Below are 14,159 nucleotides of genomic sequence, written 5' to 3' on the forward strand. Positions count from 1 at the left end.
CGCATCTTGCCCTTACAATGACGTCCAAACGGAGGAGACGTGAGCGCATCGGACCGGCTGTCGTGCACGGCGTGCGGCAAGGAAGGGGTCATCTACATGTTCGAAGGGTCCCCCTACTGCCCTTCATGCCTGTCGAAGAAGCGGCCGCCGCTGCGCTACACGGGACCCGAGCGCCGGCGCCGTCAGGCGCCGACCATGTATCTCCGCCGCGAAGGCGACTTCAAGGGGAAGAAGCCCGCGAAGGGATGACGGAGATCTGAAATGACTCCTCCTCCTTCGGCGTGCGCGATGTGCGGAAAAGGAGGGCTCCTCTATCTCGTCGAGGGGAACCCGTACTGTCCCTCCTGCATGTACGAGAAGCATCCTCCGCTCGGGTACGAAGGGCCCGAGCGCCGGCGCAATCCCGTGGCGACGCCGTTCACGCGGCGCGCCAAGGACGGACGAAGGCGACCCCGATAGTTTCCCGGATCGGAATTCGGTTGCGGCGCCGGCCGGTGGCCGCGCCTACAAAATCGCGAACGCCCGGACCGGGAAAGTCCCGAACCCGCGCACTTTCGGCGGGACCGCGAAGAATCGGAAACCGGAATCGGGGAGCGCCGCGAGCCCCGTCAGGTGCTCGACGACCGGGATCCCGCGGGCGAGCAGCGCCGAATGCGCGGGGCGCTCGCCGCCGTCGATCGAGTCGACGTTGACCGAGTCGATGCCGACGAGGGCGGCGCCGCTCTCCGCGAGCCAGGCGGCCGCGCCGGCGGTCAGGTGCGGGTTCCTCTCGAAGTACGCCGGCGTCCCCCAGTGCCGGTCGAAGCCGGTGTGCACGAGGACGGCGCGGCCGGCGACGTCGAGCGTCTCGAACGCGTCCGCGCCGATCGCGCGCGCGGAGCCTGCGGCGCGGAGGACGATCCCGGGCAGGTCCGCGAGGCTCGAAAGCGGCAGCTCCGCGAGGTCGGCGCCCCCCGCGTAGCGGTGGAACGGCGAATCGAGATAGGTGCCGGTGTTTCCGACCATCGTGATCCGCCCGATCTGGAACTCGGTCCCGGGCGCGTAGCGCCGGCGCGATTCCTCGCGGCCGAGAAAGTCGGAGATCTCGGGCGCCGGAAGGCCGGGATACGTGAGCGTCCCGTGCTCGATCGTGTGGCTGAGCTCGACGAAGCGGCTCACCGCGTTCGCCGCCTCAGTCGACCTTCAGGACCGCGAGGAACGCCTCCTGCGGGATGTCGACGCGTCCGACGCGCTTCATGCGCTTCTTCCCCTCCTTCTGCTTCTCGAGGAGCTTGCGCTTGCGGGTGATGTCGCCGCCGTAGCACTTGGCGATCACGTTTTTGCGCAGCGGCGAGATCGTCTCGCGGGCGACGATCTTCGCGCCGATGGCGGCCTGAATCGCGACTTCGAACATCTGCCGCGGGATGATCTCGCGCATCTTCCGGGCGAGCTCGCGCCCCTTCTGGGAGGCCTCCTCCGCGTGGACGATGAGCGACAGCGCGTCGACCGGCTCTCCGTTGACGAGGATGTCGAGCTTGACGAGCTTTCCCTCCCGGTAGCCGGAGAGCTGGTAGTCGAAAGACGCGTACCCCTTCGAGAGCGACTTCAGCTTGTCGTAGAAGTCGAGGACGATTTCGTTCAACGGGAAGTCGTAGGTGAGGACGACGCGGTTGGCCGAGAGGTATTCCATCGATTGCTGCGTGCCGCGCCGCTCCTCGCAGAGCTTCAGGAGGCCGCCGAGGAAATCGTCGCGGGTGATGATCGTCGCCGTGATGAACGGTTCGTCGATCCTCTCGATGTTCTGGGGCGGCGGGAGCTTCGCGGGGTTGTCGACCTCGAGCAAGTCGCCCGACGTCGTCCGCACGCGGTAGTTCACCGACGGCGCGGTCGTGATGAGCTCCAGGTTGAATTCGCGCTCGAGGCGCTCCTGGACGATGTCCATGTGGAGGAGCCCGAGGAACCCGCAGCGGAATCCGAAGCCGAGCGCCGTCGAGGTCTCCGGCTCCCAGGAGAACGAGGCGTCGTTCAACCGGAGCTTCTCCATCGCGTCGCGGAGCGCCGGGTAGTCGCCGGCATCGGTCGGGAAGAGGCCCGAGAAGACCATCGGCTTGGCTTCCTCGAACCCGGGAAGAGGCTCCGCCGTGGGATGCCGAGCGTCGGTGATCGTGTCGCCGATCTTCGTGGAATGCAGGTCCTTGATGTTCGCCCAGAGAAAGCCCACTTCTCCCACCGAGAGGGCCTCGACCTTCTCCGGTTTCGGAGAGAAGATCCCGACCTCTTCGACCTCGACCTCCTGGCCGGTGTTCATGAACCGGATCTTCTTCCCCGCCGCGAGCGTCCCGTCGAGGACGCGCACGAGGGACGTGACGCCGCGGTAGGGGTCGTACCAGGAGTCGAAGAGCAGGGCTTTCAGGGGCGCCTTCGGATCTCCCTTCGGGGGCGGGATCCGCTCGACGATGCGCTCGAGGACCTCCGCCACCCCCGTGCCCTGCTTGGCCGAGACGAGGACCGCGTCGTGCGCGGGCAGACCCACGACCTGCTCGATCTGCTCCTTCGCCTTGTCCGGCTCGGCCGACGGCAGGTCGATCTTGTTGATGATGGGCACGATCTCGAGATTGTTGTGGATCGCCAGATACGCGTTGGCGAGCGTCTGCGCCTCGACTCCCTGGGTCGCGTCGACGACGAGCACGGCCCCCTCGCAGGCGGCGAGCGACCGGGAGACCTCGTAGGAGAAGTCGACGTGGCCGGGCGTGTCGATCAGGTTGAACGTGTAGGTCTTCCCGTCTTGCGCCGGGTAGTGGAGCGTGACGGACCGCGCCTTGATCGTGATCCCGCGCTCCTGCTCGAGCTCCATGTCGTCGAGCATCTGTTCTCCCATCTCGCGGGCGGACACCGCCCCGCAGAGCTGGAGGATGCGGTCGGAGAGCGTCGTCTTGCCGTGGTCGATGTGCGCCACGATCGAGAAGTTGCGGATGAGACGCGGGTCGGTCATGAGAACCCGTAATCATATGGGAAAAAGGAAGATCCGCGCGAGCCGCGCCGCGTCCTCGGCGCTACGTAAAGGCGAAGAGCCTCGCCCGCGGGAATTCGATCGTGCGGGCAATGATCTCGCGCGAGCGGGCGTCTTCGTCGAGGAAGTCGAAGGCCCCGGCGCCGAGTTGAAGCGGACGAGCCGCTTAACTCGGCGCTGTCAGAAGAGGCGCGCCCTCAAGAATTGAATCGTCCTCGCGATGATCTCGCGCGACCGGGTATCGTCGTCGAGGAAATCGAAGCCGTGGCGGCCCTTCGGATGGTTCATCACGTCGATCTCCGCGTTGGCCGCGAGGGCCTCCGCGACGAACCGGTCGATCGAGGCGTTCAGGAACGGGTGGTCGAGGCCGGCTCGCGCGACGAGGACGGGCGCCGTGCGCCCGCCTTCGGCACGCACGTGGTGGGCGGGGGAGAAGTCGCGCCGCAGGTCGTCGGTAATCGCTGGAGACCCGCCGGGAGGCTTCTCCCGGACGTCGAGGGCGGCGTAGTAGGCGACGACCGCCCGAACGAATGGCGGCGCCCCCTTCAGGGCGAGCGAAAGGAGCGGTCCGCCTCCTGAGAAAGCCCAGACTGCGAGGCGGTCCCGGTCGATCCCGAGCGCGTCGGCGTGCTCCCGGACGTGCGCGAGCGCGGCGGCGACGTCGTCGGCCGCGTCGGTCATGCGTTCGGGCGCGAGGAACCGGTGATCGAAGGTCGCCGCCGCCAGGCCGGAAGCGGCGAGAAGCCGGCCCCACGACGTGAAAACGGCCATGTTCTTCGCGCCGAGCTTCGGGATCGGACCCCCATGGATCATCAGGACGAGCGGACGCGCGCCCTCTGTGCCACGAGCGGGGCGGTAGACGTCCATCCTCAGCGCTTCGCCGCCGGGGGAGATGTAGACGCGGTCCCTCTCGACGGTGACATCTTCCATCCCCGGCACCCGGTAAACGACCTCCATCCGGATGATTTGTTCGAACGCCGGCATTACCGCCATCACGGCTCCTTCACGCCGAGATGGAGCCGAATCACGCGCGTGAGATCCGCCTCGAGAGCGCGGTCGCTTCGCTTCGGGGCGAGCGCGCCTTCCTCGAAGACGATCGCGTCTCGCGTCACGCTGTCCGCGATCTGCAGCGCGAACGGGACCGCCTCTTCGGGCCGCGGGTGGCCCATGTCGCCGCGCCGCGCGAGGAGCATTTCCGTGATGCGTCCGACGAGGCGGCGATTCAGCCGGACGCTCCGCTTCGCGAAATCGGAGCCGGGATTGGCCCGCGCATGAAGGACGAGCGCGCGCAGGAGGCCGCGGCGTTCCCGGCGCTTTGCGACGAGGCGGCCGACGAACGCGTCGAGGATCTCCCCGGCGCCCGCGCGCTCCCATCGCTCGTCGGCGAGGAAATCCCTCCACGACGTCCGGCCCGCCTCGAAGAGCCGCTCGTCGAGCTCCCGCAGCAGGGCCTCCTTGTTCCCGAATCGCGCGTAGAACGCTCCCACGGACGACCCGGCCCGTTTCACGAGCTCGGCGACCGTCGCCTCCTCGAATCGGCGCTCGGCGAGGAGCTCTGCGGCGGCGGTCATCAGGCGGTCGAGCGTCGCGCGGCTGCGCGCCTGGCGGGGAAGCCGCAGCCCGCGGAGGGAGCCGGGTTCGGAACGGGCAGGCACGATTACGAATTAGAATTCCAGTTCTGCTTTGTGTCAAGCGACGCGCGGGGGCCCCTTGACAGGTTTGCTAGGGTGGAATCGAGGCGAGCCGACGCGTCGGACTCGCCTCGATGTTTTGTGAGGAAGGATTTCCATGGACAACGTTCGAAGAATCGCCCGCGTGATCGAGCCGATGGAGACGATGGACGGCGCGGGCGTGCGCCTGCGCCGCAGCATCGCCACACCGGTCCTCGACTACCTCGACCCGTTCCTGCTCCTCGACCACTTCGGATCCGAAGACCCCGACGAGTACATGGCGGGCTTCCCGATGCACCCCCACCGGGGGATCGAGACGGTCACCTACATGCTCGACGGCGTCGTCGCCCATCGCGACACGATGGGGCACGCGGGGGAGGTCGGGCCCGGCGACATCCAGTGGATGTCGGCGGGAGGCGGGCTGCAGCACGAGGAGATGCCGCAGATCCGAAAGGGAAGACTCGAGGGCTTCCAGCTCTGGGTCAACCTTCCGGCCAGGCTCAAGATGTCGAAGCCGAGCTACCAGGAAGTGGGAGACCGGAAGATTCCGGAGGTCGCGCACGGGAACGCGAAGATCCGGGTCGTGGCCGGGAAGGTCGGCGACGTCGAGGGGGCGATCGCCGACATCGCGGCGAACCCCACGTACCTCGACGTGACGCTCCCCCGGCGGGAGAGCTTCGAGTATCCGGTCCCGCGCGGCCACGCGGCGTTCGCCTATCTCTTTCGGGGGGACGGGGTTATCGACGGACGGCCGATCGCCTCGCCCAGGCTCGTCGTCTTCTCCGACGGCGACTCGGTCGCGGTGCGGGCGGGCGACGAGGGCGCGCGGTTCCTTCTCGTCTCGGGGAAGCCCTTGAACGAGCCGGTCGCCCGGTACGGGCCGTTCGTGATGAACACGCGGGGGGAGATCGAGAAGGCGCTGTCGGACCTCAGGCGCGGATGCTTCGAGTGGAGAGCGTGAGCAAGCGCGGACCATGCATCGAGCCGGACGGGCGCGTGCCACCCGCGGTCGCCCTCCGACGTACGCCGACGGTACGCCTGCGGGCGCCGCGGGCGGCCCGCATCCCGTCGGGCTCGCGCCTGGCCGCGCCTCGAATTCGACCCACCGAACCGAGGCGGCCGGGTCCCCGCGCCCGTCTTCCGGCACGTCTCGACGCGCCTCACCGGGAAAGCCGCCTGACTCGGGAGCGTCAGAAGCCGCGAGTCCCGGTACTCGACGCGAAGTAGACTCGGGGCATGATGAATGCCCATTCGGAGAAGGACGCCGTCGGGGCGCCGGTGCCGCCCCCCGCCGTCCTCGCCGTCGCGATCCTCCTGGGATTCCTCGTCAACGTATGGAAGCCGTTCGCGCTGCCGATTCCGATCGTGGCCGCACGCGTCGCCGGCGGAATCCTGCTGCTCGGCGGCTTTGCGCTCGGGCTCGCCGCGGTTCGCGCGCTCGCGCGGGGCGGGTCGAGCCCGCTCCCGCATCGCCCGTCGGGGGCGCTCGTCGCGGAAGGACTCTACCGCTGGACACGAAACCCGATCTATCTCTCGATGGCGGTCCTGATCGCGGGGGTCGCCGTCCTCGCCCGGAGCGGCTGGCATCTCGTGATGCTCGTGATCTTCGTCGTCGTCGTCGATCGCACGCAGATCCGCCGCGAGGAGAGGTATCTCGAGGGGAAATTCGGGGTGGAATTCCGGGAGTATGAGCGGCGCGTCCGCCGTTGGATTTGACCATCGCGGAAGCGTGCTCGCGGACCGGGAGCGCGTGACGCCGGTGCGGCTCTTCGAACGAGATCGGACGGCGTCATCTCGCGCGGCACGAGCCGCTCTTTCTCCAGGCGGAACACCGCCTCAGAGATAGCGTTCCCGCAGGATCGCGGCGTGGTGCCGCGAGTGGCCGACGGCGATGGCGGCGAGCGCCCGGACCGTGAAGGTCTTCCCGCTCGCCGTGCCCGAGCGCATCCAGGCATCCGGCTCGAGCGCCCGGAAGAAGAGGATATGCGCCTGCCGCACGCGGTCGAATTCCGACGCGACGTCGGCGAGAAGCGTCGCGGAAGGGGCGCCCTTGACGGCGTCGTCCTGCTCGAAGCTCGGGAGCGGCGACGGGATCTCCCGCGCGAACCAGAACGCGCGGAAGCCGAACACGCGCTCCGTGTCGACGACGTGCTGGACCGCCTGACGGATCGACCATTTTCCCGGTTCGTAGCGGTGGTCCGCCCGCGACTCCGGGATGGATCGCACGAGCGACAACATCGTCACCCGGTCGTCCTCCAGCGCGGCCACGAGGTCTTCTTCGGGGACGCGCGAGATGTAATTTTCGTAGTACGAAGCGTATTCCGACGAAGCCGGTCGCCCGGCCGGAGCAGTGCTCATGGGATCCTCCATTGCAGAAAGATTACCAGCGGGCCGGCCGAAGGCGGCAGCCATTTTCGCGCCCGCAGCCGGGCCGATCCGTTCGGCGCGACGCATCCGCCTTCGCCGAGGCTGCCTCCGTCGCTCTCCGAGCTTCGGCGGACGGGTCGGCGAGGCAAGTCTTCGCGTCCGGGTCGAAGATGGAAGAAGAATCCCCTCAGTTGCGATAACGACGAGGCGTGGGGAGACGCGAGCCCGATCCGCCGTCGCTCTTACGAGCTATGGCGGATTCATCGCCCAGAATCAGACTCTGGACCACGGGCGCGCTCAAACCCTCGATCCGCCGAAGCCTCGGCGAAGGCGGACGGGATGCGGGTCGGTCGCGGCGTCCCGAGGCGTACGGCGACAGTGCGTCGCAGGGCGACGCGAGCGTCACGCGCCCGTCCGGCTCGATGTATCCCCGCGCCGGCTACTCGCCGAGCGGCCAGCGAGATCGGGCGTTCACGGCGGCGAAATCCTTCGCGCCCTCGCGCCGGAACTTTCGGAGCCCCGCGAACGCGATCATCGCGGCGTTGTCGCCGGTCAATGCCCGGTCGGGGAGGAAGATCGCGATGCCGCGCTCTTCGGCCCATTTCGCGATCGTCGTCCGGATCTCGGAGTTCGCGGCCACGCCGCCGGAGAGGGCGACCCGCTCGATCTCCTCGCGCCGGCGCACGGCCTCGAGCCGGTCGACGAGCTGATCGACGATCGAGCGCTGGAAACCGGCGAGGAGATCCGCGAGCTCCCCGGTCACCTCCTCCTCGCGCCGGTCTCCCTCGATTCCCCGCGCCTCGAATTCGCGAACGAGCTGCGATTTGAGTCCGGAGAACGTGAAGTCGAGCGACCCGTCGTTGAAGCGCCCGATCTTGAACGGAAACCGCCGGGCGTTGGCGCGGGCGGCGATGCGGTCGACGATCGGGCCTCCCGGATAGCCGAGGCCGGCCCGGCGCGCGACCTTGTCGAACACCTCTCCCGGCGCGTCGTCTCCCGCCCGGGCGATCGGAACGATCGCGTCTTCCTCGACCCGCACGAGCTCGGCGTGGCCGCCCGAGACGACGAGGCCGTGGAAAGGATGGACGATCGCCGCCGCCGGCTCTCCCTTCGCCGAGAGATAGGGCGAGTAGAGATGGCCCTCGAGGTGCGATACGGGCTCGAGAGGGATCCCGCGCGCGAAGGCGATGGCCTTCGCCGCGGAGAGGCCGACGAGGAGCGCCCCGATCAGTCCCGGCCCGGCGGTGACCGCGAGGAGATCGATCTCCCCGAGAGCGGTCCCGGCCGACGTCAGGCTCTCCTCGAGGACCGCCGGGAGGTTCTCCAGATGATGCCGCGAGGCGATCTCGGGGACGACGCCGCCGTAGCGGGCGTGCATCGCCATCTGCGACGAGACGACGTTGGAGAGGATGCGCCCGTCGCCGTCCAGGACGGCGGCGGACGTCTCGTCGCAGGAGGTTTCGATTCCGAGGATCCTCATCGGCCCCGATCGTAGCGCACGGCCTCCGCGAAGGAAGGAGGCTCCTGGTGGCGGCGAGTTCGGGGGCCGGTCCCACCCCCTCACCCGCGCGCCGGAGCGCGCGACCTCTCCCTCGAGGGGAGAGGTGAAGCACGGTCGGCTCGCCACCCCGGCGGCCGCGGAGAAGGGGCGCGGGCGGCGCGATCTCGCCCCGCCTCTCCCTCGATGGGAGAGGCCGCCACGCCGGGCGCTCCGGAGGAGCGAAGGCGTGCGGGTGAGGGTGACCGGTTTCCCGTGATAAACGCATCGCGGGGAGGCACCGATGTTCTACTGGTCGATGGTCTTCGTCGTCCTCGGCAACGTTCTGTACCACGTCTCGCAGAAGTCGATCCCCCGCGGCCTCGATCCCGTTTTCTCCGTCTTCGTGAGCTACGTGACCGCGCTCGCGCTCGCGGCGCTCCTCCTGCCGTTTGCGGCGTCGCGGCCGCTGCGGGAGTCGTGGCGCCAGACGACGTGGGCGAGCGTCGGTGTCGGAGTCGGCGCGTTCGTCATCGAGTTCGCCTTTCTCTTCGTGTACCGGTCCGGATGGAACATCAGCCTGGCGTCCTTCGCCGGAAGCGCGGCGCTCGCGGCGATCCTCGTGCCCGTCGGAGTGCTGCTCTTCCGGGAGCGGCTCTCCTGGGTGAACGTCGTCGGCCTGCTCTTCTGCCTGCTCGGGTTCTTCCTGGTCACGCGCCCGGCGGCTTCCTGACCGCGCGATAGGATTCCGTTGATGGCGCAACACGTCGGCATCGTCGCCTGCAGCGCGGAGGGCGCGGCCCTCTGCTACCGGACGATCGCGCTCGAGGCCCAGGCGACGATGGGCGAGCACGACCACCCGCGGGTGACGCTCGACTCGATCCCGATGGCCGAGCACATGGTCTTCATCCGGGGCGACGACTGGGCCGGGGTCGCGGACCTGCTGCTCGACTCGGCGAGAGCGGTCGCCGCCGCCGGGGCGGATTTCGGGATCTGTCCCGACAACACGGTTCACCAGGCGTTCCCGTTCCTGACGCCGCGTTCGCCGATCCCGTTCCTTCACATCGCCGACGTCGTGGCGCAGGAAGCCCGAAAACGCGGACTCCGAAAGCTCGGAGTCCTCGGCACCCGCTACTTGATGGAATCGGGAGTCTATCCGGCCGCGCTTTCGCCGCTCGGCATCGAGCGGGAGATCCCCGGGCCCGCGGTCCGGGAGAGGATCAACACGATCATCTTTCAGGAGCTCGTCAACGGAATCTTCACCGAGTCCTCGCGGCTCTATTTCAACGAGGTGATGGAAGAGCTCGCCGGCCGGGGATGCGACGCCGCGGTCCTCGGCTGCACCGAGATCCCGCTGATCGTGCGACCCGACGATGCGCCGCTCCCCACGCTCGATTCGACGAGACTCCTCGCCCGGGCGGCGATCGCCCGGGCGCTCGCCGGAAAGGAGATCCGATCATGACCCGTTCACCGGTGAGCTCCCGCCTCCAGGCTTTCGGCACCACGATCTTCTCGGAGATGACCCGCCTCGCGAACGAACATCACGCGGTCAACCTCTCCCAGGGCTTCCCCGATTTCGACGGCCCGGAATTCGCGAAGGCGGCCGCGATCGCGGCGATCCGCGCCGGCCACGGCCAGTACGCCCGGGTGACCGGCATCCCGGAGCTCCATCGGAAGCTCTCGGAAAAGTACCGGCGCGACTGGGGGCTCGAATACGCGGCCGACTCGGAGATCACGATCACTTCCGGCGCGACGGAGGCGATCTTCGACGCGATCAACGGCGTCTGCGACGCGGGCGACGAGGTGATCCTGTTCGAGCCCTTCTACGACTCGTACCGCGCGAGCATCGCCATGGCGGGCGCCTCCGCGCGCTTCGTGACGCTCCATGCTCCCGACTGGCGCTTCGATCTCGCCGAGCTCGAGGCGGCCTTCACGCCCCGGACGCGCGCGATCGTCGTGAACACGCCCCACAACCCGACCGGGAAGCTCTTCTCGCGGGAAGAGCTCGAAGCGATCGCGCGCCTTTGCCGCGAGCGCGACGTCCTGTGCATCACCGACGAGGTGTACGAGCACCTCGTGTACGAGGGGAGGCACGTGCCGATGGCGTCGATCCCCGGGATGAGGGAGCGCACGATCACGATCTCGTCTTTCGGCAAGACGTTCTCGCTGACCGGCTGGAAGATCGGCTGGGCGGCCGCGCCTGCGAATCTCACGGCGGCCGTCCGCGCCGCGCACCAGTTCGTCACGTTCGCGACGGCCACCCCGCTCCAGTTCGCCGCCGCGGCGGCCCTCGACGCGCCGAAGAGCTACTACGACGGATTTCTCGCCTCCTTTCGGGCCAAACGCGACTACCTGACCTCGGAGCTTTCCCGCATCGGCTTCGACGTCCACCCGACGCACGGGACGTACTTCTGCTGCGCCGGCTTCTCGAAGTTCCACGCGGGCGACGACGCGGCCTTCTGCCGGTGGCTGACGACCGAGATCGGCGTCGCGGCGCTGCCGCCGTCGTCGTTCTACGGCCGGTCGGACGAAGGAAAGAAGTACGCGCGGTTCGCCTTCTGCAAGAAGGACGAAACCCTCCGAGAGGCCGTCGCGCGCCTGAAGAAGAACCTTGCTCCCCGAGCGTCAACGGCCGCCGCAGCGGACGCTTCGACCTCCCCCTCTCCACCTGGAGAGGGGGCCGGGGGGTGAGGTTTCACCGATGCGCGTAGCGCTCGTGCAGTTCGACATCGCCTGGGAGGACGTCGCCGAGAACCACCGGCGCGTCGCCGAGCGGCTCGAGCGGGCCGCGGCGGACGGCGCCCGGCTCGCGCTCCTGCCCGAGATGTTCCCGACCGGTTTCTCGATGGACGCCTCCGGCATCGCGCAGGAGCCGGGCGGGCCGACCGAGACGTTCCTCCGCGACCAGGCCGCCAAGCACGGTATGTGGATCATCGGGAGCGTTCCCGAGGCGGGCGAGCCGGCGCCGCGGAACACCGCTCTCGTCGTGTCGCCTTCCGGCGAGGTCGTCCGGTACGCGAAGATCCACCCCTTCACGTACGCCGGCGAGCACCGCCACTATGCCGGGGGGGACCGCGTCCTGACGGTCGCGATCGGGGGCGTTCGCGTGACGCCGTTCATCTGCTACGACCTGCGGTTTCCCGAGCCCTTCCGCTTCGCCGCGAAGGAGACGGACCTCTTCACGGTCGTCGCGAACTGGCCCGATACGAGAAGAGAGCATTGGCGAACCTTACTCAAGGCGCGCGCGATCGAGAATCTCGCGTACGTGGCGGGCGTCAACCGCGTCGGGACGGGAGGCAAGCTCCGCTACACGGGCGACTCGGCGCTGATCGATCCGTGGGGCGAGACGGTGCTCGAGGGGGACGACTCCGACCGCGTGCTCGTCGCCGACGTCGACCCGGCGCGGGTCGCCGAGGCGCGGAAGAAGTTTCCGGTGCTGGAGGACGTGCGGCCGGAGGCGTACCGGCGGTGAAGCGGCATCAGAATGATGCAATTGTGATGGTAGAATGATGCAATGGCGAAGACCCTGAGCGTGCGAATCGACGAAGCGACTTATCGGCTGATCGCCGCCGCCGCCGCGGCGGACAACCGCTCCATTTCTAACTTCATCGAGACGGCAGCGAAAGAGAAGGCGATCGACGAGATCTTCGTCCCTCGCGAAGAGATGGAGTCGATACTCGCGGACCGAGGGCTCGTTCGAAAGCTTCGGCGCGGAGCGAAGGAGGCGGTGGCCCGACGGGGCCGATTTGTCTGAGTATCGCCTTTTCGAAACCTCCGGGTTCCGGCGAGATCTCGAGAAACTGGGACCCGCCGCGAATGCCCGGATCCGCGAGACGTTGACCCACCGCGTGTACCCGATACTCCGCGCCTCTCCCCGGCGCGCGCCCGGGGTTGCCCGCCTGCGGGAATGGGATCCGCCGACGTGGCGGATCCGGATCGGCTCCTGGCGCGTCTTCTTTCAGATCGACGACGAAGCGCTGGTCGTGACCCTGACCGCCGCCGACCACCGAAAAGACGCCTACCGGTAAGACGCTCTCATTTCTTCTTCGCCGTTCCCGCTTTCGGTCCCGCATTCTTCCAGAGGAACGCCAGGATGTCGGTCGACTCCTCGATCTGCTTCGTCACCGACGTCTCGCTCCCGAGGTCGCCGCCGCCGCCATGGCCCGCGCGCGTCTCGATCCGGATCAGGATCGGCGCCGGCCCCGCCTGCGCCGCCTGCATCGCGGCCGCGTACTTGAACGAGTGCCCGGGAACGACGCGGTCGTCGTGGTCGGCCGTGAGCACCAGGACCGCCGGGTACTTCGTCCCTTTCTTCACGTTGTGGACGGGAGAGTAGGCGTAGAGCCACTTGAACTCGTCCGGTTTGTCCGACGACCCGTAGTCGGACGCCCACGCCCAGCCGATCGTGAACTTCTGGTAGCGGAGCATGTCCATGACGCCGGCCTGCGCGATGGCGGCGCCGAAGAGCTCGGGATGCTGGTTGACCGTCGCGCCGATCAGCAGCCCGCCGTTGCTGCGGCCGTGGATCGCCAGATGCCTCGGGTTCGTGTATTTCTCGCCGATCAGCCACTGGCCCGCCCACGCGAAGTCGTCGAAGACGTTCTGCTTCTTGCCGAGCATGCCCGCCCGGTGCCACTCCTCGCCGTATTCCGAACCGCCGCGGATGCAGGCGAGCGCGTAAAGGCCCCCCATCTCGATCCACGTCATCACCCGGGCCGCGTAAGACGGCGTCTGCGCGAGGTCGAACCCGCCGTAGCCGTAGAGGAGCGTGGGCCGGTCGCCGGAGGGAGAGAGCGTCCCTTTCTTGCCGACGAGGAACATCGGGATCTTCGTGCCGTCCTTGGAGGGATAGAAGACCTCCTTCACGTCGAAGTCCTCCGGCCGGAAGGGAACCTTCGGCTCCCGGAAGAGGGAGCTTTGCCCCGAGTCGAAGTCGTAGCGGTAGATCCTCACGGGGTACGCGAAGGAGACGAACGAATAGAACGTCTCCCGGTCGGTGCGCTTGCCGGAGAACCCGCCCACCGTTCCGAGGGTCGGCAGCGCGATCTCCTTCTCGAGCTTGCCGTCTCTCGAGAAGAGCTTCACGCGGCTCGACGCGTCCTTCAGGTAATCCACAACGAAACGGTCGCCGACGAGAGAGACGCCCTCGATCGCCGAATCCCCCTGTGGGACGATGTCGGAGAGCTCCGGCTCCACGCCGCCGGCGGCCACGTCGACCGAAACGATGCGCCCGCGCGGGGCGTCCTTGTCGGTCAGGAAGTAGAACGTCGTCCCGACGTCGTCGATGAACTGATACTTCGCGTCGTAGCGGTCGAAGAGCTTCACGAAATCGCTGCCCGGATTCGCGAGGTCGCGATGGTCGGCACCCGCCGACAGATCCCGATGGTCGGCAAGGGCCGACAGATCCCGATGGTCGGCAGCGGCCGACAAATCACGATGGTCGGCAGTGGCCGACAAATCACGATGGTCGGCAGTGGCCGACAAATCACGATGGTCGGCAAGGGCCGACAAATCCCGATAATAAACCCGGGTCTTCGAACTCGTTCCCTCGCCGCTCGTCACGATCAGCCAGCGGCCGTCGTCGGTGACGCTGCCGGAGAAGAACCAGTCGGGCCTGTCGGGGCGGGCATAGACCAGCGTGTCTTCGGATTGGGGA

17 protein-coding genes are annotated in these 14,159 nt (G+C 68.0%); 10 read left to right on the plus strand and 7 right to left on the minus strand.

Going from position 1 to position 14,159, the window contains the following annotated elements; all coding sequences use genetic code 11:
- Positions 1 to 39: 39 nt before the first annotated feature.
- Positions 40 to 249, plus strand: a complete 210-nt coding sequence (locus VKH46_09400; protein HKB71046.1) for a hypothetical protein — start codon at positions 40 to 42, stop codon at positions 247 to 249.
- Positions 250 to 261: 12 nt separating this feature from the next.
- The gene (locus VKH46_09405) at positions 262 to 459 is read left to right on the plus strand and encodes a hypothetical protein (GenBank protein ID HKB71047.1); all 198 of its coding nucleotides are present in this window, start codon (positions 262 to 264) and stop codon (positions 457 to 459) included.
- A gap of 45 nt (positions 460 to 504) precedes the next feature.
- On the opposite strand, the gene VKH46_09410 is transcribed toward VKH46_09405, so the two are convergent.
- From VKH46_09410 to VKH46_09425, 4 genes are all read right to left on the minus strand, one after another.
- Positions 505 to 1,158, minus strand: a complete 654-nt coding sequence (locus VKH46_09410) for a cyclase family protein (GenBank protein HKB71048.1) — start codon at positions 1,156 to 1,158, stop codon at positions 505 to 507.
- Between the two features lie 13 nt (positions 1,159 to 1,171).
- Entirely contained in the window at positions 1,172 to 2,971 is a 1,800-nt protein-coding gene (lepA, locus tag VKH46_09415) for a translation elongation factor 4 (GenBank protein ID HKB71049.1), read from the minus strand.
- 198 nt (positions 2,972 to 3,169) lie between these two features.
- On the minus strand, positions 3,170 to 3,982 hold the full coding sequence (locus VKH46_09420; GenBank protein HKB71050.1) for an alpha/beta hydrolase: 813 nt from the start codon (positions 3,980 to 3,982) through the stop codon (positions 3,170 to 3,172).
- Positions 3,982 to 4,644 carry a helix-turn-helix domain-containing protein gene (locus VKH46_09425; GenBank protein HKB71051.1) on the minus strand — a complete coding sequence of 221 codons (663 nt, stop codon included), beginning with the start codon at positions 4,642 to 4,644 and terminating at the stop codon, positions 3,982 to 3,984. The genes VKH46_09420 and VKH46_09425 overlap by 1 nt, the downstream gene beginning before the upstream one ends.
- A 133-nt stretch (positions 4,645 to 4,777) precedes the next feature.
- Here VKH46_09425 and VKH46_09430 point away from each other — a divergent pair, with 133 nt between their 5' ends.
- Positions 4,778 to 5,620 carry a pirin family protein gene (locus VKH46_09430; GenBank protein HKB71052.1) on the plus strand — a complete coding sequence of 281 codons (843 nt, stop codon included), beginning with the start codon at positions 4,778 to 4,780 and terminating at the stop codon, positions 5,618 to 5,620.
- A 278-nt stretch (positions 5,621 to 5,898) separates the two neighbouring features.
- Positions 5,899 to 6,375 (plus strand): isoprenylcysteine carboxylmethyltransferase family protein, encoded by a 477-nt coding sequence (locus VKH46_09435; protein ID HKB71053.1) that lies wholly within the window; start codon positions 5,899 to 5,901, stop codon positions 6,373 to 6,375.
- A gap of 120 nt (positions 6,376 to 6,495) precedes the next feature.
- On the opposite strand, the gene VKH46_09440 is transcribed toward VKH46_09435, so the two are convergent.
- Both VKH46_09440 and tsaD read right to left on the minus strand, forming a co-directional pair.
- Positions 6,496 to 7,017: a DinB family protein gene (locus VKH46_09440; protein ID HKB71054.1), complete on the minus strand. Its 522-nt coding sequence runs from the start codon at positions 7,015 to 7,017 to the stop codon at positions 6,496 to 6,498.
- 448 nt (positions 7,018 to 7,465) lie between these two features.
- On the minus strand, positions 7,466 to 8,506 hold the full coding sequence (gene tsaD / locus VKH46_09445) for a tRNA (adenosine(37)-N6)-threonylcarbamoyltransferase complex transferase subunit TsaD (GenBank protein ID HKB71055.1): 1,041 nt from the start codon (positions 8,504 to 8,506) through the stop codon (positions 7,466 to 7,468).
- Between the two features lie 301 nt (positions 8,507 to 8,807).
- Here tsaD and VKH46_09450 point away from each other — a divergent pair, with 301 nt between their 5' ends.
- The 6 genes from VKH46_09450 to VKH46_09475 are packed head-to-tail and all read left to right on the plus strand — an operon-like array spanning position 8,808 to position 12,531.
- Positions 8,808 to 9,236, plus strand: a complete 429-nt coding sequence (locus VKH46_09450) for an EamA family transporter (protein ID HKB71056.1) — start codon at positions 8,808 to 8,810, stop codon at positions 9,234 to 9,236.
- Positions 9,237 to 9,257: 21 nt separating this feature from the next.
- On the plus strand, positions 9,258 to 9,965 hold the full coding sequence (locus VKH46_09455; GenBank protein ID HKB71057.1) for an amino acid racemase: 708 nt from the start codon (positions 9,258 to 9,260) through the stop codon (positions 9,963 to 9,965).
- Positions 9,962 to 11,194, plus strand: a complete 1,233-nt coding sequence (locus tag VKH46_09460; protein ID HKB71058.1) for a methionine aminotransferase — start codon at positions 9,962 to 9,964, stop codon at positions 11,192 to 11,194. The genes VKH46_09455 and VKH46_09460 overlap by 4 nt, the downstream gene beginning before the upstream one ends.
- A 10-nt stretch (positions 11,195 to 11,204) precedes the next feature.
- On the plus strand, positions 11,205 to 11,975 hold the full coding sequence (locus tag VKH46_09465) for a carbon-nitrogen family hydrolase (protein HKB71059.1): 771 nt from the start codon (positions 11,205 to 11,207) through the stop codon (positions 11,973 to 11,975).
- 42 nt (positions 11,976 to 12,017) lie between these two features.
- Positions 12,018 to 12,257 (plus strand): DUF1778 domain-containing protein, encoded by a 240-nt coding sequence (locus VKH46_09470; GenBank protein HKB71060.1) that lies wholly within the window; start codon positions 12,018 to 12,020, stop codon positions 12,255 to 12,257.
- The gene (locus VKH46_09475) at positions 12,250 to 12,531 is read left to right on the plus strand and encodes a type II toxin-antitoxin system RelE/ParE family toxin (GenBank protein ID HKB71061.1); all 282 of its coding nucleotides are present in this window, start codon (positions 12,250 to 12,252) and stop codon (positions 12,529 to 12,531) included. Before VKH46_09470 ends, VKH46_09475 begins: the two co-directional genes overlap by 8 nt.
- A 7-nt stretch (positions 12,532 to 12,538) precedes the next feature.
- Here the strand turns inward: VKH46_09475 and VKH46_09480 are convergent.
- A partial coding sequence (locus tag VKH46_09480) for a prolyl oligopeptidase family serine peptidase (GenBank protein HKB71062.1) occupies positions 12,539 to 14,159 on the minus strand: 1,621 nt, incomplete at its 5' end.

The organism is Thermoanaerobaculia bacterium (assembly GCA_035260525.1).
GTDB lineage: Bacteria > Acidobacteriota > Thermoanaerobaculia > UBA5066 > DATFVB01 > DATFVB01.